Annotated in this window: 23 protein-coding genes; all 23 read left to right on the forward strand. The window is 34.9% G+C overall.

Annotation, left to right across the window (positions count from 1 at the left end; all coding sequences use genetic code 11):
- Window positions 1-82 precede the first annotated feature (82 nt).
- The 23 genes from OCV82_RS11565 (at window position 83) to OCV82_RS11675 (ending at window position 23,832) form a co-directional block, all read left to right on the forward strand.
- A complete protein-coding gene (locus OCV82_RS11565; protein WP_154044532.1) occupies window positions 83-607 on the forward strand; it encodes a polysaccharide pyruvyl transferase family protein in 525 nt (174 codons plus the stop codon).
- A 61-nt stretch (window positions 608-668) separates the two neighbouring features.
- Window positions 669-881: a glycosyltransferase gene (locus OCV82_RS11570; RefSeq protein WP_262543602.1), complete on the forward strand. Its 213-nt coding sequence runs from the start codon at window positions 669-671 to the stop codon at window positions 879-881.
- Window positions 882-1,386: 505 nt separating this feature from the next.
- Window positions 1,387-2,355, forward strand: coding sequence for a glycosyltransferase family 2 protein (locus OCV82_RS11575; RefSeq protein WP_154044533.1), 969 nt, complete (start codon window positions 1,387-1,389; stop codon window positions 2,353-2,355).
- Window positions 2,356-2,439: 84 nt separating this feature from the next.
- Window positions 2,440-3,414: a glycosyltransferase family 2 protein gene (locus tag OCV82_RS11580; protein WP_154044534.1), complete on the forward strand. Its 975-nt coding sequence runs from the start codon at window positions 2,440-2,442 to the stop codon at window positions 3,412-3,414.
- Between the two features lies 1 nt (window position 3,415).
- Entirely contained in the window at window positions 3,416-4,552 is a 1,137-nt protein-coding gene (locus OCV82_RS11585; RefSeq protein ID WP_154044535.1) for an acyltransferase family protein, read from the forward strand.
- Between the two features lie 28 nt (window positions 4,553-4,580).
- Window positions 4,581-5,708, forward strand: coding sequence for a glycosyltransferase (locus OCV82_RS11590; RefSeq protein ID WP_262543606.1), 1,128 nt, complete (start codon window positions 4,581-4,583; stop codon window positions 5,706-5,708).
- 7 nt (window positions 5,709-5,715) lie between these two features.
- The gene (locus tag OCV82_RS11595) at window positions 5,716-6,639 is read left to right on the forward strand and encodes a glycosyltransferase family 2 protein (protein ID WP_154044536.1); all 924 of its coding nucleotides are present in this window, start codon (window positions 5,716-5,718) and stop codon (window positions 6,637-6,639) included.
- 15 nt (window positions 6,640-6,654) lie between these two features.
- Window positions 6,655-7,536: a beta-1,6-N-acetylglucosaminyltransferase gene (locus tag OCV82_RS11600; RefSeq protein ID WP_154044537.1), complete on the forward strand. Its 882-nt coding sequence runs from the start codon at window positions 6,655-6,657 to the stop codon at window positions 7,534-7,536.
- On the forward strand, window positions 7,529-8,557 hold the full coding sequence (locus OCV82_RS11605; RefSeq protein ID WP_154044538.1) for a glycosyltransferase family 2 protein: 1,029 nt from the start codon (window positions 7,529-7,531) through the stop codon (window positions 8,555-8,557). The genes OCV82_RS11600 and OCV82_RS11605 overlap by 8 nt, the downstream gene beginning before the upstream one ends.
- Window positions 8,558-8,567: 10 nt before the next feature.
- Window positions 8,568-9,566, forward strand: coding sequence for a glycosyltransferase family 2 protein (locus OCV82_RS11610; RefSeq protein WP_154044539.1), 999 nt, complete (start codon window positions 8,568-8,570; stop codon window positions 9,564-9,566).
- Window positions 9,567-9,569: 3 nt separating this feature from the next.
- Window positions 9,570-10,355, forward strand: coding sequence for a glycosyltransferase family 2 protein (locus OCV82_RS11615; protein ID WP_154044540.1), 786 nt, complete (start codon window positions 9,570-9,572; stop codon window positions 10,353-10,355).
- A 45-nt stretch (window positions 10,356-10,400) separates the two neighbouring features.
- Window positions 10,401-11,660 carry a hypothetical protein gene (locus OCV82_RS11620; RefSeq protein WP_154044541.1) on the forward strand — a complete coding sequence of 420 codons (1,260 nt, stop codon included), beginning with the start codon at window positions 10,401-10,403 and terminating at the stop codon, window positions 11,658-11,660.
- The gene (locus tag OCV82_RS11625; RefSeq protein ID WP_154044542.1) at window positions 11,660-12,799 is read left to right on the forward strand and encodes a glycosyltransferase family 4 protein; all 1,140 of its coding nucleotides are present in this window, start codon (window positions 11,660-11,662) and stop codon (window positions 12,797-12,799) included. The genes OCV82_RS11620 and OCV82_RS11625 overlap by 1 nt, the downstream gene beginning before the upstream one ends.
- The gene (locus OCV82_RS11630; RefSeq protein ID WP_154044543.1) at window positions 12,796-14,034 is read left to right on the forward strand and encodes a glycosyltransferase; all 1,239 of its coding nucleotides are present in this window, start codon (window positions 12,796-12,798) and stop codon (window positions 14,032-14,034) included. The genes OCV82_RS11625 and OCV82_RS11630 overlap by 4 nt, the downstream gene beginning before the upstream one ends.
- Window positions 14,035-14,040: 6 nt before the next feature.
- The gene (locus OCV82_RS11635; RefSeq protein WP_154044544.1) at window positions 14,041-15,147 is read left to right on the forward strand and encodes a glycosyltransferase family 4 protein; all 1,107 of its coding nucleotides are present in this window, start codon (window positions 14,041-14,043) and stop codon (window positions 15,145-15,147) included.
- 40 nt (window positions 15,148-15,187) lie between these two features.
- Complete coding sequence (locus OCV82_RS11640) at window positions 15,188-15,817, forward strand: sugar transferase (RefSeq protein WP_262543632.1); 630 nt, start codon at window positions 15,188-15,190, stop codon at window positions 15,815-15,817.
- Window positions 15,818-15,833: 16 nt separating this feature from the next.
- Entirely contained in the window at window positions 15,834-16,103 is a 270-nt protein-coding gene (locus tag OCV82_RS11645; protein ID WP_154044546.1) for a PqqD family protein, read from the forward strand.
- Between the two features lie 7 nt (window positions 16,104-16,110).
- The gene (locus OCV82_RS11650) at window positions 16,111-17,208 is read left to right on the forward strand and encodes a nucleotidyltransferase family protein (RefSeq protein WP_154044547.1); all 1,098 of its coding nucleotides are present in this window, start codon (window positions 16,111-16,113) and stop codon (window positions 17,206-17,208) included.
- A gap of 2 nt (window positions 17,209-17,210) precedes the next feature.
- Window positions 17,211-18,101, forward strand: a complete 891-nt coding sequence (locus OCV82_RS11655) for a phosphoenolpyruvate carboxykinase (protein WP_258321699.1) — start codon at window positions 17,211-17,213, stop codon at window positions 18,099-18,101.
- The gene (locus OCV82_RS11660; protein ID WP_154044548.1) at window positions 18,098-18,886 is read left to right on the forward strand and encodes a polysaccharide biosynthesis/export family protein; all 789 of its coding nucleotides are present in this window, start codon (window positions 18,098-18,100) and stop codon (window positions 18,884-18,886) included. The genes OCV82_RS11655 and OCV82_RS11660 overlap by 4 nt, the downstream gene beginning before the upstream one ends.
- Window positions 18,887-18,900: 14 nt before the next feature.
- Window positions 18,901-21,237 carry a GumC family protein gene (locus OCV82_RS11665; RefSeq protein ID WP_154044549.1) on the forward strand — a complete coding sequence of 779 codons (2,337 nt, stop codon included), beginning with the start codon at window positions 18,901-18,903 and terminating at the stop codon, window positions 21,235-21,237.
- A gap of 110 nt (window positions 21,238-21,347) precedes the next feature.
- Window positions 21,348-21,536, forward strand: coding sequence for a hypothetical protein (locus OCV82_RS11670; protein WP_154044550.1), 189 nt, complete (start codon window positions 21,348-21,350; stop codon window positions 21,534-21,536).
- Between the two features lie 16 nt (window positions 21,537-21,552).
- The gene (locus OCV82_RS11675) at window positions 21,553-23,832 is read left to right on the forward strand and encodes a PI-PLC domain-containing protein (RefSeq protein ID WP_154044551.1); all 2,280 of its coding nucleotides are present in this window, start codon (window positions 21,553-21,555) and stop codon (window positions 23,830-23,832) included.
- The last annotated feature ends 5 nt before the right edge of the window (window positions 23,833-23,837 follow it).

Here is a 23,837-nt window from a genome sequence, read left to right on the forward strand (position 1 = left end):
CATATTCTTCATTTTTGTACAATATTGGTTATGGGTACAAAAATATAAAGAATCAAGACTGAGTTCTGACGGGGTTTACTGAATGCTTACGTTATTGAATATTGATGAATATAACAAACTTATTGATAATAAACCATTAATAAAAGATGAATATGTATTGATATATTCTCCCAATTTCAATAACAAGGTATATGAAATGGCTTGGAGATTAGGACAAAAGTATCATAAAAAAGTAGTATTATCACAGGGGTTGAGAACAAAAGAAGAGATGTTGGATTGGGGCAGAAAATTTAAAATTTACGCGTCTGTAGGTCCTAAAGAATTTTTAAACTTATGTAGGAATGCTTCGATTATTTGTTGTGATTCTTTTCATGCTGTTGTTTTTTCTATTCTTTTCAAGAAAAGTTTTTTTGTTCTTAACGGCATGAAAGATAATCGTATTTCAAATCTTCTGAAAATAACACATCTACAAAACAGAAACTTCTCATTACCTAATGACTATCTTTCTGCTCCTTTACAAATAGATTTTACTGATGCATTTAATTATATGGAAATAGAAAAAAATAAAAGTCTTAACTGGTTGAAACAAAGTTTGGGGATTAGGTAATAATCTCTGAAGTACATTTATAAACAGAAACTTCAAAAAAACTGAATAGATTACTATTATTATGATAAGTGTTATTCTCCCAGTATATAACGCTGAGAAGACTCTTAATAGACGAATTGACAGTATTTTACAGCAAACATTTACTGATTTTGAATTGCTACTTATTAATGTTGGAGTACAGATAGATCATAAGATATATTTGATGAATATGCTGCGAAAGACTCTCGTGTTCACGTTTTGCATAAAGAGAATGGAGGGGAGAGTTCTGTACTAAATCTGGGATTGGATGATAGTAAATAAGAATGGGTAACATTTATATATTATGATGATTGGTTATGCGAGAATTTTAGTAAGTTTCCAATATTAAATTTGAATTATTATTGTTATGTCTGACATGAATCATATTTTTCCTAGAATAAATATAAATTAAATTTAGATGATGCTATTTATATTTTATCTCAGATATTTCATTTTTATAAGCAATTAAATATTAATTCAATAGAATTAGAACGTAGTCAATATGAATTTTATAGATGGCTATTTAGTGATGATTTTAAAATCAATTCAAAATATTGGTTTAGCAACAAAACAATTTTATATGGAGTTTATACAAGATGAAACATCATATTGTATTTTTATTGGGTAAATATGACCTTTCAAAATATTTAAAATAAGAGATATCAATTACATATATTTAGTTATGATTTATTATATTATTTCTAATATTAATATTTGATGAGAGTGTTTTCTTTAACTTTAATTTGATGTAAATAAGTATAATGAATACTGTAATTTCTATTATTGTCCCTATATTTAATGCACAGGAATTTTTAGACGATTGCATTTTAAGTTTGCTTTGCCAAACATATCAAAACATAGAGATAATTCTTGTGGATGATGGCTCGACTGATGATTCCGGATTAATATGTGATGAATGGGCAAAGAAAAGCAAACATATTAAAGTCATTCATAAGAAAAATGGTGGTGTTTCATCTGCAAGGAATGAGGGAATAAGGTGTTCAACTGGAGATTACATTTTAATGCTGGACAGTGATGATGCTTTGGAGTCGGAAACCTGTGAAAAACTTTTAGTTTTGACTGAAAATAAAGATGCAGACTGCATAATATTTGGTTTTAAACAGAGTAGTGGAAATATATGGACAGCAGTTCAAAATAAAGACTATGATTCAATTAATGCTTTAAAAAAAGATTTTGGTTATTGGCTGTCAACAGAACTTTTAAGTTCGTCTGTCAATAAATTATATAAGAAAAGTTTGATTAAAAATCTTTATCCAGAGAATATATCATTTGGAGAAGATCTGATTTTCAGTTTGTCCTATTTGAAGCAATGTCATCGTATATCTTTTATAACTGAGACATTTTATCTTCATAATAATTTGAACACAAGGTCTCTTTGTCATACTTTTACAGAAAATAGAATTTTTGAGATAGAAAATTGGCAAGCAGCTATTCTTGATTTTGCAAACAATGATTTAAACAAAACTCTTTTTGATAAATATTTAAAAGATTTATTGTTTTATATAAAAGGCCTATATGGGTGTGAATCAATAAAATATTTCAATAAGAAAAATATTCTAAAAAAATGGAGTCGTAATGCATTTTTTTACAAAAATCGTATGCCTTACGTAAAGAATGGAAAAGATAATTTTATTTTTTTTTGTTTGAAATATAAACTATGGTTCATGCCATATTGTTTTTTGAAACTTAAACGTATTTTTATTAGATAATTTAATTATAAATTTAAAAGCTTATTGTTTTATATATTAAGACGTTAAAGAATAGTTCCTTACTTATATTTTTTCTTCAAATCTATGAATGAATATTCGGTTGTTATAAGAACATTGGGGAAAAGTGGAGAATACTACCAGAGAACATTGGATTCCATTATTAGCCAGACAGTAAAGCCTTCCTTAATTATTATATATATAGCTGAAGGATATCCTTTGCCATCAGAGACTGTTGGAGTAGAGCGCTATGTTTACGTGAAGAAAGGAATGGTTGCCCAGCGTGCATTACAATATGACGAAGTGCAGACTGAGTATATTCTGTTTCTTGATGATGATGTTTATTTGCCTTCTAATGGTGTAGAAAAGCTATTTAGTGAACTTGAAGAATTTAAAGGTGATGTAATAGCTCCAAATCTGTTTGACAATCATATTAAACCATTTGCCTCGAAACTTAGATTATCAATATTAGGACGCGAAGTATGTAGAATATTTGGAAACAGATGGGGATATAAAGTACTACCCACAGCTGGATTTTCGTACGTAAATAATCCGACAAAAACTGTTTATAAATCTCAGACAAATGCAGGACCATGCTTCTTATGCAGAAAAGAAGACTTCTTAAATATAAAATATGAAGATGAACTATGGTTGGATGAAACTCCGTACGCTTTTCCTGATGACCAAGTAATGTTTTATAAAATGTATTTGAATGGTCTAAAAATTCTTACATCCTACGACTCAGGAATAATACATTTGGATGCAGGCACATCAACCAACAATGAAGACAGAACATGTAAAGTTATTTATTCGGAATATAGAAATAAACTTGTTTTTTGGTGCCGTTTTATATATATGCCGGAAAAAAATATAATTAAGAAAATATTTTCTGTTTTTGCAATATGTTATGCTTATGGGATACAGACTTTTAAATATTCATTAAATGCTATAATGGGAAATAAAGAACCTTTTAGGGCATTTATAGGAGGAATTAAAGATGCTTTATCATATTTGAAAAGTACTGATTATAATAAATTAAATGTGATAGTAAAAAGGAAATAAAATGGCAGAAAGAAATATACAGTCAAAATGTCTTGACTTTATGAGATTTCCACTTGCTATATTTGTGGTAACTGTTCATGTGTTTAATAGTAATAAGGTTATTGTTGGAGGGAATACATATAATCCGGACGAGATAAGTTTGTTTGAAGATATGATGTTGTTTATTGAATCATTTGTCAGAGGAGTAAGTGTACCGGTCTTTTTCTTTATTTCCGGATATGTCTTCTTTTATGGTATAGAAAATTTTACAAATAAGATATATGTAAAAAAACTCAGGAACCGTGTAAAAACATTGTTGATTCCATATTTAATATGGAACTTAATGGAAATAATTGTAGGTTTATTGAAATGCTTTAATAATGTGAATGAATTTGCAACATATGGAACAAAACTAAATCTTACATTTGAAAACATTTTATCTTGCTTTTGGACTTATAATGGGCGTTTGTTTGTCCCAGTTGTCAACAGTATTGAACTTATAACATATCCAGGGCGTGATCCCATAAATACACCATTATGGTTTGTTCGTGATTTGATGATCGTTGTCTTGTTTTCTCCAGTTTTGTATTATCTGCTGCGTCGTACTAAATTTTATTTTATACTATTATTGGCTTTGATTTGGATATTTCCTGAATTGCGTTTTGGCTCTTATGGTTTCTCAGAAGCTTTTCTGTTTTTTTCATTTGGAGCATATCTTAGTATTAATAAAAGAGATATTATATTCAAAATAAAATCACTTAAAGTTATTTCTGTGTTGGTCTATCCAGTTTCATCAATATTATATTTTTATGCTGTAAGGAATGGATATAATGAATTTACTTTTGGATTGAAGACTATCAGTATTTTAGGATTTTTATTTTTTGCTTATAATATATCTAGATGGCTGTTAGAGCATGGTGTTAAACATAGTACATTTTTATCTTCCGCTTGTTTTTTCATATATATTAGCCATGTCCTTATAACTCAAAGAGCGACAAAATTCATGTATATGATTTTACATCCTAGTGGTGAATATGGTTATGTTTTTGTATATATACTAAGTGTGTTTGTTACGGTAGTTTCTTTGTTATTAGTGTATAAACTGATGAAAAGGTTTATGCCGTCTGTTCTTGGTTTTGTAACTGGAAGAAAATTATAGTCTGTTATTTTGCTTTATAATGAAATATATGAAACATATTATTTTTCTTATGCCTGCCATGCTTAACGGTGGTGCAGAGAAAGTCTTAATAGATATCCTGAAGAATTTTGACTATTCAAAATATGATGTTACATTATTATTGGAAACTAAGGATGGTCCTTATATTGATGATATTCCGCAACAAGTAAGGTTTATATCTTTACATAAGAAAAACTTGTGGATAGAGAGACTATACCGCTATCTTTCAATGTTTGGATGTAAGGAATTTGCTTATTTCTTTTTATGCAAATTACCTTTGTTATGGTATTTAAGGGGAATGTATTTTGATACCATAATTTCATTTATGGAAGGAATGTCAGTAAAGATGCATTCTTATATTTACCATAAAGCTAGCAAGAATATTTCTTGGGTCCATATTGATTTGAAAAAAAAGCATTGGTCACTTGATTTTTTTACAAATGAAAAGGAAGAGTTGAATTGTTATAAAAAAATGGATAATATCGTTTTTGTATCTCAAGATACTAAGGATAGATTTAAAGAGTTATTTGAGATTAATGAAAATAAATTTAAAGTAATTTACAATTTAATTGATCGTGATGAGATTGTAAGATTATCACAATATAAATTTATAGAGAAGAAGAAGTTTACCATTTGTATGGTAGGACGGTTAAATCAGCAAAAAAGATATGATCGGGCTTTAGAAGTTGCCTATAAACTAAAAAAGAATGGGTATGATTTAGAATTTTGGGTATTGGGTGACGGTGAACTTAAAAAAGAATTAGAATATGAGATTTCCAGGTTAGGTCTTCATGATAGCTTTTTGTTGTTGGGCTTTGTTAAACAACCGTATTCTTATATCAACCAAGCAGATATATTATTTTTATGTTCTGAATCTGAGGGATTCTCATTAGTTGTTTGTGAGGCTTTGTGTTTAGGTAAGCCAGTTGTGTCAACATGTACATCTGGTCCTACTGAACTTATTAGAAAGTCAAGAGGAGGAATAATAGTTAATGAGGACATTGACAATATATACAATGGCCTTAAACAGATGATAGATAATAAGTCTTTTAGAGAGGAATGTTCTGCAAATGCTGTAGCTTTTTCTAAAACATTTAATGTACAGGAAACTATGAAGCGAGTATATGACTTAATATAATTTTAATATGTGCCTTATATCTGTTATAGTTCCGGTATATAATTCAGAGAAAACTCTTAATCGTTGTATTGATAGTATTTTATCACAAACTTTTTCTGACTTTGAGTTGATAATTGTTGATGATGGTAGTTCTGATTCTTCCAGTGAGATTAGTGATAATTATGCTAAGATTGATAATCGTGTAAAAGTATTTCATAAACAAAATGGAGGGGTAAGTTCAGCAAGAAACTTAGGATTGGGTAATGTTAAAGGTAAATGGGTGACTTTTTGTGATTCTGATGATTATGTCAGTCCTAAATGGCTTGATATATATTTAAGAAATTGTAGAAATGATATTGAATTGGTAGTACAAAATTATAATAATTTTGGTAGTAATATTAGTTATTTTGTAGGTTGTACAGCTGATTTTATTGAGAAATTCTACGACAAGGATATCATAGGCTATGTGTGGAACAAATTGTATTTGTGTTCAATAATAAATAAATATAATATTCGGTTTAGTGAATGTTTTTCATTTTTAGAGGATGAAGTATTTAATTACATGTATTTACAATATATTGAAAGTATAATATTTACAAAGGAATCAGGGTATTATTATGAGATACCAGATTTTAATATAAAATATACAAATGCAGATAACTTTGAGCCTAATTATATTGTGTTCACAATAATAGATAAGATAAATAAGCTTCATCCGATAATTGAAACATATAGATTTTATTTAAAAATATTATTTCGATCGTTGTTTGATTCTTTCCTGAAAAAAAACTCAAATTGTAAAGAGAAGTTATTAAGGTATAGGTTTGCAGCTAGGAATAATTCAAGTGTTATTGAAACGTTACCTTTAAAGATACGTATGGCATTAAAGCTACCGTCTTTTATTGTATTTTATATTTTGAAAGTCATGGCTTTAATACGCCGTAACCTATAATTTACACATTTCACAATGAAACACGCATATCTGATTATAGTTCATAATGAGCCTGAATTATTGAAGAATCTTGTATCATTATTGGATGATGAACGTAATGATATCTACATCCATTATGATTCAAAGTTGAAAGATATTCCAAGTCTGCATACAGAACATTCAAACCTATATATTATAGATAAACGTATTAATGTACACTGGGCAGATTTTAGTCTTGTAGAGGTGGAGCATGAACTGATGCATGAGGCATTTATTAAAGGAAAATATGATTATTATCATTTTCTTTCCGGGGTAGATATGCCTCTTAAAACCCAGGATTATATTCATGAATTTTTCAATAAAAACATAGGTAAGGAGTTTATAGACTATTGTCTTGCGGATGTATCAGGAGAAATGGACAGGAAGATGAGATTATGGCATTTATTTCCTTTTGATTTTAAGAATTCAAGTAATTTTTCATTTATTACCAGATTTGTTAGGGCTATATTTGTTCGTGTTCAAATCATGGTAGGTTTTAAAAGGAACAGAAACATAGAATTTAAGAAAGGTTCTCAGTGGGTAAGTATTACAGCAGATTTTGTTAAATATTTATTGGAAAATAAAGAGGAAATAAGAAAAACATATACTCATACGTTTTGTCCTGATGAGGTAGTGATGCAAACTGTTTGTTGGAATTCTCATTTTAGGAATAATTTATACGATTTGTCTGCTGATTATAAGGGACATATGAGAAAAATAGACTGGGGTAGAGGAAGACCGTATGTGTGGAGAGATGAAGATTATGATGAACTTATGAGTTCAGACCGTTTGTTTGCCAGAAAGTTCTCGTCTGAATATATGGGTGTAGTGAACAGAATAACAGAAACGTTGAAACAAAAAAGCAATAAAAATGTATAAGCCTTTTATTTCAATAATTATCCCTATATATAATGTAAGGCAATATATCGCAAAATGTCTGGATTCTGTATTCAGACAGACATATAAGAACTTTGAAGTGATACTGGTGGATGATTGCGGTACGGATGACAGTATGGGTATTGTTCTGGAATATCTGGAAAAGAATGTTTTCTCTTATGTCAATATCCTTTCTCATGAAAGAAACAGAGGATTGTCTGCAGCCAGGAATACAGGGTTGGTGAATGCCAAGGGAGAATATGTCTATTTCCTGGATAGTGATGACAGTATTAGTGATGATTGTTTAAGTGTTCTTGTAGAAACCTTAAAAGAAAAGGTTTATGATGTTATTCTTGCCGATTATAAATTTGTTGGCGTTGATAGCGTATCTTCAGATTTAAAATTGCCGGAGTGTGAGCTTATTGGAAATGCTTCAATTCTTGATGCATATACTAATGGCTTGTGGTACGTTATGGCTTGGAATAAGTTGTGTCGGAGGGAGTTTCTGATAAACAATAACTTGTTTTTTGAGGAAGGTTATCTGCATGAAGATGTGATATGGAGTTTTAAGCTGGCTTGTAAGGCTGATTCAATGTATGTTGTAAATAAAAAGACTTATAATTATCTGGTCAGGAGTTCTTCTATAATGACGAGTATGTCTATAGAAAAGGATATCACAGTGTATTTGAAGGCTTTTGAAAGGATTATTGATTTTGTAAAAAAAGATGACAGGACTTTAGGAAAGAATGAATACACTATCATTGAAGGAAAGAAATGCGGAATAATGTATTCATTGCTACAGAAGAAAGAAATTGGTTTATATAATAAATATTACAAGGATTTTTATTCTTTAAGTTATATATCTCCATTCAAAGTATTTAGAAAGGGTATTTTAAGTTTTCCTTATTTATTAAGGGATTTGCATTATTGTATGCCTGTTGCTATAGGACGATTATATAAAAGATTTTTCTATAATGTCTTATATGGATGGAGAGGGAAAAAGATAGAAGGTTCTGTTTGGTAATCTTTAATTTATGGATAATAAGTATAAAGGATTGATTTCTGTTATAATACCTGTATATAACGCAGCTGACTGTTTGAACAGATGTTTTGATTCTATTGTCAGACAGACTTACAGAAATCTTGAAATATTGTTTGTTGATGATTGCAGTAATGATGGTTCTGAAGCTTGTATCCGTCTCTTTATGGAGAAACGTGAGGTCGCTGATTTGAAGATAAAGTGTATTCATCATGAATATAACAGAGGAGTTGCTGCCGCTAGGAATACAGGGCTTGATAATGCTACAGGAGAGTATATATATTATCTTGATGCAGACGATTATATTGAAGATAATACATTGGAATTATTATATAAGGAGGCTGATGAAACAGAAGCTGATATTATAGGATGTGAATGGTTTCTTTCATTTAATAAGAACGAACGTTATATGGTTCAGCCAAAAGTCAGTTGCGGTGAGGAACTTTTCATAAAAATGGCGAGAGGTGTGGCACGATGGAATCTGTGGCTTTTCATGGTAAAAAGGTTTTTATATGAAGATAGTAACATCCGTTTTACAGAGAAGATGAATATGGGGGAGGATATGATGGTGATGTTGAAACTTGCGTTGTATGCAAATAAGGTTTCCATACTGAACATTCCTCTATATCATTATATACAGACAAATTCTGATTCGTTGACGAGAAACTGGTCCAAGGGATATATGGATCAGATTACTGCAAATGTTCACGAAGTGGAGAGATATGTGAAAGCTAATTATGGTAACAGGTTTGATAAAGAGATTAAATTTCTGAAACTGAATATCAAGTTACCGCTGTTGATCTCATCTTCTGCTGCGGATTATGAGAAATGGATGAAATGGTTTCCGGAAGCAAATGATAGTATTATGTATAATAAAGACATATCTTTGCGTACAAGATTACTGCAATTGTTGGCTTGCAAACGTCAGTATTGGTTATTGCAATTGTATTATTATATAGTGATTAAATTTGTTTACGGGGTAATATATAAGTGAAAGATGGATAATAATAACATAAATAATCCGAAAGTATCTGTTGTAACTATATGTTATAATAGTGTACAGTTTATTGAAAAGACTATACAGAGTGTACTTTCACAGACATATCCTAACATAGAGTATATTGTTATTGATGGTGGTAGTACAGACGGCACCAAGGAAATAATTGAGAAATATTCTTCAAGAATATCATATTGGTGTAGTGAGAAAGACAGAGGAATTTATGATGCCATGAATAAAGGTATAAGGAAAGCTACTGGAGAATGGATTAATTTTATGAATTCAGGTGACTGTTTTGTTTCAGAAAATGTGCTTATGGATGTATTGTCTGAACCGATTGAAGATGATATCTGTGTTATTTATTGTGATGCTATATATGACTGTGGAGATTATGAAGAGAAATTTGTATGCAATGGATTAAAGGATATTACGTATAAAATGGTTTTTTGCCATCAAAGCTGCTTAATACGTACGGCAATTCATAAAGAAAGACCTTTTAGCTTGAAATATAAAATTGCAGGTGACTATGATTTCTTTTATAACTTATACTTTGATAAGGGTGAACAGGTTTTTAAGCACATTCCTATCTTTTTCGCAAAAGATGATATGACAGATTCGTTATCTAAAAATTTGTATTTTTATGCCTTAAGAGAAAATTTGAAAATAAGTGCTGCTCATAAAGATATTAGATGGTATAGAGACAAATTGAGATTTATCATTAAAGATCTTATAAGATGGGAGAAAAATAAAAATACATATATTAAAATATTAAGATTAGGAAGATAATAAATAGTCATGATACAGTTTTGTTCTATTATATTTACCATAATAATGACAAGTCTATATTTCTTTCCTATAGATATTGTTACTGGAGTAAACTCCAAAATGATAATGGCTGGATTCGGGTTAGTCGTTTTTATGGTTCAGTTAGCACAAAGGAAAAAATATCTTGAAAAGGATTACTTGTTTCTGTCATTGTTTGCCGGTTTGGTTTCACTGAGTGGATTTCTTTCTATGTGGTATAATGATACCAATGACACAACATACGCTACATACTTGGTGTCTATGTTGGTCTGGTTAGGAGGAGCTTATTTTGTTATTGAACTTATAAAATTGGTTCATGGAAAGGCTTCAGCTGTATTAGTAGCTAATTATCTGATTGCGGTATGTGCATTGCAGTGTATTATTGCTTTGGGAGTTGAGATGAATTCTATGGTCAAGTCATTGGTTGATAGCGTGTATTCTGGAGGCGCTTATTATGAGGAACATGATAGAATGTATGGTATAGGGGCAAGTTTGGATATTGCTGGAACAAGGTTTTCGGCTGTTTTATGTATGATAGTATGTATCGGTATTGCTTATGGTAAGGTGTTAAAAAAGGAATGGCTTATATTTTATGGCTTGTCTTTTATGATTATTGCTACTATAGGAAATATGATATCACGTACCACTACCGTGGGAGTTGTATTATCATTGATCTATCTCCTTTTTGTCGTTTTTAATATGGACAAGAAAGAAATAAGCAAGTCCAAAACTAGGTTTTGGAGGTGGATGATTATCGTGATAGCATTAAGTATCCCGCTGATTGTTTATTTTTACAGATACAATGATGTGATATATAAGAACCTTCGTTTTGCTTTTGAAGGTTTCTTCAGTCTTGTGGAAAAAGGTGAATGGAATGTACATTCTAATGATATGTTGCAGAATATGGTTGTTTTCCCTGAATCGCTGAAGACGTGGATTATTGGTGATGGATATTTTGATAATCCTTTGAAAAGTGATCCTTATTATACTGGTAAAATGGGTACTGCATATTATATGGGTACTGATATAGGTTACCTACGTTTTATTTTTTATTTTGGACTAGTTGGTCTTATTCTTTTTATGACTTATTTCTGTTATGCAGCGAAAGTTTGTATTAAAAATCTGTCATCATTGAGGATAATGTTTTTATTGATATTGGCAGTGAATTTTGTTGTTTGGTTCAAAGTCGCTACAGATATATTTCTTGTTTTCGCTTTATTCCTATGTATTAGTAAGGAAGAAAATGATGAATATAATAACAGAATTCTATTAGAAAAGGCTGAATAATGAAAATAATCTATTGCACTCATTCTACATGTAATCCTGGAGGAATGGAGCGTGTTCTATATAATAAAGTGAAATACCTTTTAGAACAGATGCATTTGGATGTTACAGTCGTTACAACAGATCAGCACGACAGACCTACGTTCTATCCTTTTCCTGAAAGTGTCAGGATGATTGATCTCGGCATTAACTATTCGGAAGATAATGTAAAAGGGGCTTTCGGTAAAATATGCGGATATCTGAAAAAGAGAAGGAGACACAGAAAACTTCTTGAAGAACTGCTTATAAAAGAAAAGGCTGATATAGTAGTTTCTCTTTATCCGTCGGAATCTTCGTTTATACCTGATATAAAGGATGGCAGTAAAAAGGTACTGGAAATACATTACTGCAAGTTCTTCCGCTTACAATATGGAAGAAAAGGACTGCTGGGAGCTATAGACAGATGGCGAACATGGCAGGATGAAAGGATAGTAAAGCGGTTCGATAAATTTGTGGTGCTGACAAACGAGGATAGGGGATATTGGGGAAAATTGCCGAACATAGAGGTAATTCCAAATGCGGCAATGTTTGTGGCTGACAGGTATTCCGATGTATCAAATAAACGTGTAATAGCTGTAGGGCGACTTGACTATCAGAAAGGGTTTGACCGTCTGATACAGGCCTGGGAAATTGTATGTAAGTCCGGTAAATACAATGACTGGAGACTTGACATATTCGGTCAGGGAGAATGGAAAGAGATGTTGCAAGGGATGATAGATGAAAAAGGGCTCACCAACAGTGCGTTTATTAATAATCCGACAAAGAGTATAGGCAGGGAATATTCTGAAAGTTCAATGCTGGTGATGAGTTCAAACTATGAAGGGTTCCCGATGGTGATGATTGAGGCGATGGCTTGCGGATTGCCGGTGGTGGCTTTCGACTTTAAATGTGGGCCGAAGGATATTATCGGTGATGGAGAGAACGGATTGATAATACGTAACGGTGATATAAAGGCTTTGGCCGAAGGTATGATGAGACTTATGGGGGATGATGAATGCAGGAAAAGGATGTCGCAGAATGCGAGAAAAATTGTGGATACTTATTCTGAAAAGGCTGTCATGGACAAATGGATAGGTCTTTTCAATAATCTGACAGCGAAATGAGGAAACTTTTACAGATAAATCCAGTGATAAGAATCAATACTTCCACAGGGCGTATAATGCAGGAGATAGGTGAACTTGCCATTCAGAACGGATGGGAAAGTTATGTGGCCTACAGCATGGAAAGGGATGGAATAAAGCCATGCAGCTCAAGGCTTATACCTGTGGGTAGTTTTATGAGTACTGCGTGGCATGGCATTGAGACAAGGATAATGGACAGACATGGTCTGGCCTCTGATACGGCAACAAGGGAATTTGTAGAAAGAATAGAGGAACTGAGACCGGACATTATCCATATTCATAACATACATGGGTATTTCCTTAATTACAAGATTTTATTTGAATATCTTTCCAAATGCGGTATTCCGGTTGTATGGACTGTGCATGACTGCTGGCTTTATACGGGACACTGTTATTATTATTCGTATGTGGGGTGTGACAAATGGCAGACTGGGTGTCATGATTGTCCCCAGAAAAAGGAATTTCCGACCAGTTTCTTTATGGATCGTTCTAAAAGAAATTATGAGGATAAGAAAGCGGCGTTTACATCTGTTCCGTATGATAAGATGATATTTGTACCAGTATCGGAATGGATAGAGGGTGAGATGAGAAAATCGTTTCTGAAAGATTATCGTTTCAAGGTTATACATAATGGAATAAATACAGATGTATTCAATGTATATGATGATGCTGATGTACGTATGAAATATAATCTTCAAGGCAAAAATATATTCCTGGGAGTGGCGAGTATATGGAGCCGTGAAAAGGGACTTGATGATTTTAAAAAGATGGCGGGAATGTTAAGGGATGATGAGGTTATAGTGCTGGTAGGTCTGAAAGAGAAAGAGAAGAAATCGTTGCCTGACGGTATTGTAGGTATATCGCGTACGGAGAATGTAAGGCAGTTGGCTGAACTGTATTCGGCTGCTGATGCTTTCATGAATCCTACATGGCAGGACAACTATCCTACGGTAAATCTTGAGTCGATAGCTTGCGGTACACCGGTGGTTACATACCGTACGGGAGGAAGTATAGAGGCGATAACAGAGGAAACCGGAAGAATAGTAGAACGCGGTGATGTGGATGCAATGCTTGAAGCAGCAAGGGGAATAAAGGAACGCGGAAAGGATAGCTATACTAAAGCTTGTCGTGAGTTTGCAGAGAAAAATTTTAGGAAGGAAGACAGGTATATGGATTATATACGTCTGTATGATGAACTGACATTAAGCAAAAAATAGATAAGAATGAAGATACTTCAACTGGGAAAATTCTATCCGATTGGCGGAGGTGTTGAGAAGGTTATGTACGACCTTATGACCGGTATATCGGAAAAAGGGGTGTACTGCGATATGCTATGCGCCGCGACGGACATGAATGGAATAACAGTAAAAATAAATGAATTTGCAAATCTTATATGCACGCCTACATGGACAAAAAAGGCTGCTACAATGATTTCACCTGCAATGATATGGAGGTTATGGAGGGTTTGCAGGAATTATGATATAATACATGTGCATCATCCTGACCCCATGGCATGTTTGGCTTTGTTTTGCTCGGGATATAAAGGAAGGGTTATATTGCATTGGCACAGTGACATACAGAAACAAAAGATGTTGCTGAAACTGTATAAACCTTTGCAGAACTGGCTGTTAAAACGTGCCGACCGCATAGTAGGAACTACTCCTGTGTATCTCAAGGAATCGCCTTATTTGAAAGATGTTCAGGGTAAAACAGTATGTCTGCCTATAGGTGTGGAACCTGTAGCTCGTGATTATGGAAAGGAAGAATTGATAAGGAACAGATACAAGGGGAAGAAGATAGTGTTTTCATTGGGAAGATTGGTACATTACAAGGGATTCCGCTATCTGGTTGAAGCAGCCAAATTCCTGAAAGATGAATATGTGGTACTGATTGGTGGGACAGGAGCGCTGAGAGAAGAATTGCAGGAGCAGATAAAAAGTGAAGGACTTTCCGGAAAAGTTGAATTGCTTGGACGAGTTTCAGATGAGGATTTGCCGGGGTATTACGGGGCTTGTAGTGTTTTCTGTATGAGTAGTGTACAGAAAACGGAAGCATTCGGTATTGTTCAGATAGAGGCGATGTCATGTGGAAAACCGGTTGTTGCTACAAAGATTCCTCAGTCTGGAGTAGCTTGGGTTAATGCGGATGGAAAATCGGGAATAAACGTGATGCCGGAGGATGCCAGAGGACTGGCAGAGGCGATAATGAAAATAACATCGGATGATAACGTTTATGCCGGATATTCTGAAAATGCAGGTAAAAGATTCAGGGAATTCTTTACTAAAGAGAGAATGATAGAAAAATGTTTAAAGATATATGGATATGAATGAAACAAATGTTAAGGTTTTAAGCTGTTCTAATTCTGCTGAAATGGTTAGGAGCAGAAAACAGGGAAGGAAGGATGCATTGTCTTTTTATGGACGAGTCTTGAAAAGAGGCTTTGATTTTGTTGCGAGCCTGATAGGTCTTATTGTATTCTCTCCATTTATGGCGATGATTTATTTTTGCATAAAAAGGGAAGATGGTGGACCGGTTATTTTCAAGCAGGAACGTATCGGGTATAAAGGTAAAGCTTTTATGCTTTATAAATTCAGATCTATGACAATAACAGCTGAAGCTGACGGTAAACCTGCTCTATGTCAAAAAGAAGACAAAAGACTGACAAAGATAGGGAAATTCCTGCGTGAACATCATCTGGATGAGCTACCTCAGTTATGGAATGTACTGAAAGGTGAGATGAGTTTCGTAGGACCGCGTCCTGAGAGAAAGTTTTTTGTGGATAAAATAATTTCTGTGAATCCGGATTATGAGCTGCTGTATTGTTTGCGTCCGGGATTATTCTCTCCGGCAACATTGTATAACGGCTATACGGATACGATGGAGAAAATGTTGAGAAGACTTAATATGGATTTGGCGTATATGGAGAAACATACGCTGTGGCTTGATACGAAAATTATATTCCTGACGGTTTATTCCATAGTGTCGGGAAAAAAATTCTAATTATTAAGAAAAATCAATGATGAGACAGAAAGAGGATTTGGTATTGAGAAAGGTTGGAAAGCAGTATCTTATAGTTGACACACGCGATGGAAGGACAGACATGTCCGACGTGTATTGCATGAATGAATCTGCAGCCATGATATGGAAGAAGATTGGTGAACGTGAATGTTCTATACAGGAAATTGCCGAATGGTTGTGCGGTGAATATGATGTAGATATTGATGTTGCCTTAAAGGATGTGGAGAAGCAGATTGATGAGTGGAGAAAATTCGGATTAATAGAATAATAAGATTATGACCGTACAAAAGACGGATAGTGTGGTGGAGGCATTCTTCATTCTGTTGAGGGCCGGTCTTTGGGAAAAGGAGCCGGACTGTTTCTCGGTATTTCCGCTTTCACGGGATAAATGGGAGAATTTGTTCGTCATGTCAAGAAAACAGACTGTCACAGCACTCGTATATCAGGGAGTATGCCTTTTGCCTGAAGATTTTTTCCCTCCGCAGGATCTTTTGTTGAAGTGGGTATCTGCCGTTGATGCTATTGAAAAACTGAACGCAGGAATGAACAGATGTTTGGATGGGCTTTATGGTGTCTTTGTTCGGAATGGAGCGGAGCCTGTATTACAGAAAGGTCAGGGGGTAGCTTCGTTTTATAAAAATCCTTTATCAAGAGAATCCGGAGATATAGACTTGTATTTTCCGCGTAGAGGTGAGATGCAGAAAGCTGTAAATATTGTGCGTATGCATGGTGGTAAAGTGTCTGAAATGCCTGACGGAAGTTATAATTTCCGATTTCGTAATACAGATGTTGAGATACATCCATTCCTGATTGATATAGCCAATCCTTTTAAAAGAAGGTATATTAAGGAGATAGAAAATTCATCAGGATATAAGAAAATCTGTCTGAATGGCTGTAAAAATGAGATATATGTAGCATCGCCATTAGTAAATTTGTTGCTGCTTAATACTCATATATTGAAGCATGCGCTTGGCTGGGGAATTGGTGTCAGACAACTGTGTGATATGGCTATGGCATGTCATAGCCTGAATGGTTCGTACAGCAGGGAGGATATGCGATATTATTGTAAGAAACTGGGGCTGACCAAATGGACACGGTTGCTTAATGCTTTTATGGCTGATTTCCTTGGATTGGATGAAAAATGTATGCTTTTCGATGAAAGGGAAAAGTCGGCTGTGATTCTGAAAAATATTATACTAGAAAGCGGAAACTTCGGTATGGACAAAGATGATAGGAAAACGGAAGGAAAATCTAAAATTATGAGAAAGTTTAATACTATGGGGGCGTTCTGTAATAATGTAGGCTTTTCACTGAGATATGCACCGGCAGAAGGATTTTGGACATTTGCCGGACTGGTTAAAGGACAATTGTGATTATGGAAGAATATTTTTTTAAGGTGGCAGGATTTGTATTCGGAGTGACAGTACCGCGAGGAACAGATATTGAAAAGATGCTTCCTTCTTTCAGGTCGTTTCGATATAGTAAAACGCTGGAAAAGGAGCCATTGTTCATGTTTTATGTACATTACGAAGATCTTTCAGAAAAGCCTGATACTGAGTTCTTGGATGAGTCGCTGAACGATATGGGTAGAGTAAGACTGTACTCATTCAGCGGAGGATATTACATAAGAATCAGTTTCAGAAATGATGAAATGGAGCATTGTGCAATTTCGGATAGCTGTTTCAAGAGAACTGATGCTTATATAAAGAAGGAAGACAGTTATTCCGGTGATGTGGTGAGCTCATTGTTGCGTATGGTATATTCGCAGGCTATCATTCCTCATGGAGGGATTTCTGTTCATGCTTCTTCGGTGATACTTGACGGAAAAGCTTACCTTTTTATGGGAAAAAGCGGAACAGGAAAGAGTACTCATTCGAGGTTGTGGATTAAGTCTTTTCCAGGGTGTCAACTTATGAATGATGACAATCCTACTATACTGATAAGCAATGATATAGTGATGGCAGCAGGAACTCCGTGGAGTGGAAAAACTCCTTGCTACAAAGACGTTATAGCCCCGGTAGGAGGTATTGTTAAGTTAAAACAGGCCAAATTTAATATCTTTTTAACTTGTGACGAGTTTCAGGCTTTTATTAATGTGCTTTCCGGGTGCTCAGTTATAAGAAAAAGTGTAATTTTGCAAAATGATATGCACAGAACTTTGGCCCGTGTGTCTGAACTGGTTACGGTAGGAGTGATGGAATGTCTGCCTGATGAGGAGGCGGCTAATGTATGTAGAAATGGAATAGAAAAAATTAATGATAAATGAATAAGAAAATTTTGTTTTTGGGCTTGATGTCAATATGGCTGTTGGCTTCATGTGCTTCGCGTAAGGATTTTGTATATCTGAATGATATGGAGATGGGCGAGAAGTACCCTATTGATATGAAATATGAGGCTGAAGTTCATTGTGATGACCGTCTCAGTATATCTGTTAGTTGTAAGAATCCTGAATTGGCCATTCCTTTTAATATTCAGGGAGGAAATTTCAGAGTAAATGCGGATGGCAGTGTAAGTCCTTCTGAGGCTACAGTAAACGAGAAGGGATATCGCGTAGATGCAAACGGTGATATTGATTTTCCTATCTTGGGTAAACTCCATGTAGATGGAATGAAGATAAGTGAGGTGAAAAAACTTATAGAGACACGTATCAAGCAGGGGGAATATATTAAGGATCCGTTGGTGGCTGTAGAGTTCTTGAATTTTAAATATACTGTGCTAGGAGCAGTGGGCAGGAACGGTACATTTACCGTTAATGGTGACCGCATAACTATACTGGAAGCTATCGCCAATGCTGGAGATCTTTTACCTAAGGCAAGGATTGACAGGGTAAAGGTGATACGTGAAGTGGGAAATGAAAAGCAGATGTTTGTACACGACCTGAGAAGTACAGACATATTCCAGTCGCCTTGTTTTTATTTGCAGCAGAATGATATAGTGTATGTGGAACCAAAATACCGAAAGAAAGATGCTGAGGACAGAGGATGGCAGATTACAACTATGTTGATATCGCTTGCAAGTCTGGTAACTTCTATTTTGTGGGTAATTAAATAATCTTTTATATAAAAATGCAGAATAATATTCAATCAAATAAAAACGATCAGAACATAAATCTGTTGGATTTGCTTATGTACTTGGCTTCCAAGTGGAAGTGGTTCATTATGTCTGTCCTGATTTTCGGGGGAATAGCTTGGTATAAGTATGCTACCGCACCTTTGGTTTATTTTGGTTCGGCTACAGTCATAATAAAGGATCCTTCAAGCAAGACGACGACAACGGGACTTGACCGTTTTGACAATTTCATAAACAAAGTGAATGTGGCAAACGAGATGCTTCAGTTCAACTCAAAAAGATTGATACGTGAAGTAGTAAGCAGGACACATGCCGATGTTAGTTATAAAATGAAGGACGGCCTTAGAAATGTGGAACTTTATACGAAATCGCCTGTCGCAGTCAGTTTTGCTGATATGTTGCCTGAACAGTATGTGGCATTTACAGTAACATTGCTGAATAAAGATTCGGTGGAGATTACAGATTTTTCGATGGCTGAAAATGGTGAACGTCAGGTTGTGGAACTGAATGATACAATTTCGCTAAATGAAGGAAAAGTTGTGGTAGTTCCTACCAATTATATGACAGAATCATGGATTGGTGTGCCGGTAAAAGTCAGTAAGATGCCTCTTGATGCAGTTGTATCCGTTTACAGAAACAGTATTGCGGTAAAGCAGGAGGAAGAAGAATCTTCTATTCTTACTCTTGCACTTAAGGACAATTCCTCGGAACGTGCAGAGGATATACTGAATATGCTGGTAAACGTATATAATGAGGAAACGATAAGGGATAAGAATCAGGTGGCTGTTAATACAGCTAACTTCATTAATGAACGTCTTATAATTATCGGTCAGGAACTTGGTGATGTGGAGTCCGATCTGGAATCATTCAAACGTGAAAATCAGACACTGGATATTTCTTCATCGGCAAGTATGTATATGGGAGAGTCGCAGAAATATAATTCTTCAGCATTAGAACTTGAAACTCAGCTACGATTGGCGCAATATATAAAGGAATATCTTACTGATCCGAAAAAGGAAGCCGATCTGATACCGTCAAATACCGGAATCAGCGATATGAACATCGAAAATCAGATAGGTATGTATAATGCAGCCAAGTTGAAACGAGACAGACTGATTTCTGACAGTAGTGACAAGAACCCTGTGGTGGAAGAACTGAATTCATCGCTGCGCGCAATGAAACAGAGTATTATCCGTGCGGTCGATAATATGATAGTAAGTATCAACGTGAAGCGCAATGATGCACAGAACCGTGAGATGAGGGTACAGGAACGCTTGTCTGCTATGCCTACAAAAGAAAGACAGATGCTTTCAATAGAGCGTCAGCAGAAAATAAAGGAGTCTCTTTACCTCTTCCTGCTAAACAAACGTGAGGAAAATGCGTTATCGCAGGCTATGGCCGATAATAATGCCAGGGTTATAGACAGTGCAGAGGCTACAAAGTATCCGATATCACCAAACAGAAACAAGATTCTTGCACTTGGTATATTGTTGGGATTGGCTTTACCAACCGTATCATTCCTTGTAATAATGTTTATGGATACGCGTATTCATAGCCGTAAGGATATACTGGGTGCTGTGAGTGTGCCTTTCCTTGGCGAGATTCCTCTTGACAAGAACTATAAATCATCACGTAAAGGTGCGGCCAATGCATATGGATATGGTGATAATGTAGTGACTGAGGCATTCAGGATTTTGCGAACAAACATGTCTTTTATGGCCAAGAAGGACAGACCGTTGCAGGTTATTACATTTACTTCGTTCAATTCCGGTGCTGGTAAATCATTTGTAGCGTTTAATCTTGCAGACAGTCTGGCTTATACCAAGAAGAAAGTGATACTGATAGACCTTGATATACGAAAAGGATCGCTCAGCCACAGAATGCATAAGCATGGGGTAGGTATGACAAACTATCTGGCAGACGAAACCATAGCACTGGATGACATTATACACGATTGTGGTAAAGATTATGATTTCATAAATGCCGGAACTTCAGCACCTAATCCTGCCGAACTTCTTATGGACAGCCGTCTGGATAGTATGATGGAAGAGTTGCGCAAGCGTTATGACTACATAGTAGTGGATAATGTGCCGGTAGGCCTTGTAGCAGATGCCACTATTGCCAATCGTATAGCAGATATTACAATTTTCGTAGTCCGTGCCGGACGACTTGACAAACGTCAGTTGCCTGATATAGAGAAGCTGTATCAGGAGAAAGTCCTTAACAACATGGCTTTGATTCTTAATGGTGCAGACTTGGAACGCCATGGTTACGGATATGGAAGCTATGGTTACGGTTATGGATATGGTTATGGAAATAATAAAAATAAATAAGAGTATAATTTAAAGATTAAAGATATGGAAAAATGAAAGGACAACTTAAAGAAATGAAATTACTAACGGAAAAACTAATTGTTAACTAATAATTGAAAGCGAGGTATAATATGAAGAAAAAACTTTACGAGACTCCACAGACACAGCATGTGGAAGTAGAAATGGAAGAAGGAATTATGAATAAAGCTTCCGTATTTGAACCAGATGGTAAACATGATAAAGGAGTAACCATTCAAAATCATGAATTTGGTGAGACTCACGATTTTACAGATGATAAATGGGATAATATAACACTTTGATTAAAGTTAGATAATTATGAAAAAAGTTTTTTACTCTTTGATAGCTTTAACGCTTATGATAACTGCTGCTGGATGTCAAGATGATACTGTTACTAGTACTATAGATAATCCAGCACAGACTGGAGATGAAATTAGCTTTGGAATGTCGTTACCACAAAATGGCATAGAAACTCGTACTGCTTATGGTACACCAATAGATACTGATAATGACCAAAAACTAGATGCTTTCCCTGTATATTGGGAGAATGGTGATGAAATAGCTATTTATTGCCCACAAGCATCTATGCCGGCTAGTAAGTTGGTAAATTATACTATTGGAGTATCTAATAGTACATCTTCTACAGCAGAAACAGTGACTAAAATTGGTGATGCCGGTTTGCAATGGGGTAGTGAAGATTTGCATAAATTTTATGGATTTTATCCAGTTAAATTTGTAAAGGGTACAGAGTCAACAGGACTTTTTGATTTAACTCTTCCGGTGGAGCAGCGGCCCTTACGTTTTGAGCAAGATGCAGAGGGTAACTATACGGCTGTAAGCAATCCGGAGTTTGCAATCATGTATGCATATCGTGGACAGAAGAAAAGTAAGACACCTGTTGGAACTGATATAGATTTGCAGTTTAAGCCGCTTTCGACTATTCTGGAGATTGAAGTTTCAGCACCTGGAAATATTACGGAGCCTATCACATTGACAAATATCAATGTGGAAGCTGATGGCACTTCTATTGTTGGTGACTTTACAGCTCAAGTTTATCCGGGAAGTGATACTGAGGAGTCTTACGAAAGTACAGTTGTGTGCAAAACTAATATGAGCGGTGTGGTAACAGACAATATTTCAGTACCTTGTTCGTGGATAAATGAGCAAGGAGTACTTGAATATGTGAAGTTGGCGGCTGGTAAGAAGCTTGTAGTTCGTGCATTTTTGATTCCTAATGAAAACGAGATAGATGGTAGTAATATCAAAATTACGGTAGCAACAAGTGGAGGAACGGTACACAAGACTTTGACAACTTCTGATAATTCGTTCAAAATTCTGCCACATAAGGTGAGCCGTGTTACTCTACCTACGTTGCCTACACAATATAATGTTAATTATTGGATGAGTTCGCTTGATCCGGATATTTATCTGACTGAACTTTCTATTCCAGGAAGTAAATTTACCAATACAAGTTCATACCAACCAACCGGAACCGAACAGCAATATAAAGATGGCGTTCGTGCATTTATTTTACATACACAAGCTTCACGTAATTGGGTTGTTGACGGTTTTTTTGAAGGTCATTGGGATTATTCTGTATCGGTTAATAATGCAGGAACATTAAAAGAATCTTTTAAACAGATTGCACAATATTTGGAGAATGCAGAAACAGCATTTGCAAAAGAAGGAAAAGTTTCGAATGAGTTTGCTTTAGTAATGGTTACATATAAAAAAGATGGATTGCTTGAATCGATTCAACAGGAGATTTGGATTAATGGTATTCAAGAAGAGATAAGTGAAATGGCGGATGATCCATCATATCGTATTTATGATAGTGAAGTCACTCCAGAAACAACGATAGAAGATGTTAGAGGTCGTATTATTGTCAAGGCTAATGTGAATTCTGACCATATGGTGACAACAGGTGCTACAGCTCCAATACTTTATTCTTTATGGGAAGGTCCTTATGGACCTGAAACTAGTAAAGGCTCAGGAATTAATTATCAAGATAAGTTTGGGGGTATGCCTTTATATTGGCAGAATTATCAGGCTTATGATGGAAATAGCGCCGGTAATTCAAAGCTAAGATGGTATTATCAGGAAGTGACTACTACAAGTGATTCAGGTAGTGATGCAGAAGCAACTTTCCAGTCGAAAGTGGATGCTATTACAAATCAGTTTAGTATGGGAGTTGACTTGTATAGGAAAGAAAGTCATGATACATGGCTGATGAATGATATTGGTGGTGAAAAAACAGATGTTAGCTCTGGAACGACATCTCACAATAGGGGTAATTATAGTGATGGCATTCAGTATTCTAATGGTATAGAATATACAGCAGCTGAACTTAATCAATTATGCTTGAATGAATTACTAAAACGTGAAGAAAATGCAGGTATGGGATTAATTTTTATGAATTTTGCCAATAGAGGTGAAAAAGGTAAGAAGTTCCAGTCTGACTTGATTTTACAGACTATTATCGACAACAACTTCAAGTTTGCTTTGCGTAAGAAAACTACTTCTGGAGGTGGAGAAGGAACTAAATCTTACAATGCCAGCTACAGCAATGGTGGAAATGCAGTAGGTTGGGATGAATAATCCTC

The sequence above is a fragment of the Bacteroides cellulolyticus genome (assembly GCF_025567135.1).
In the GTDB taxonomy this organism is placed as follows: Bacteria; Bacteroidota; Bacteroidia; order Bacteroidales; family Bacteroidaceae; genus Phocaeicola; species Phocaeicola cellulolyticus.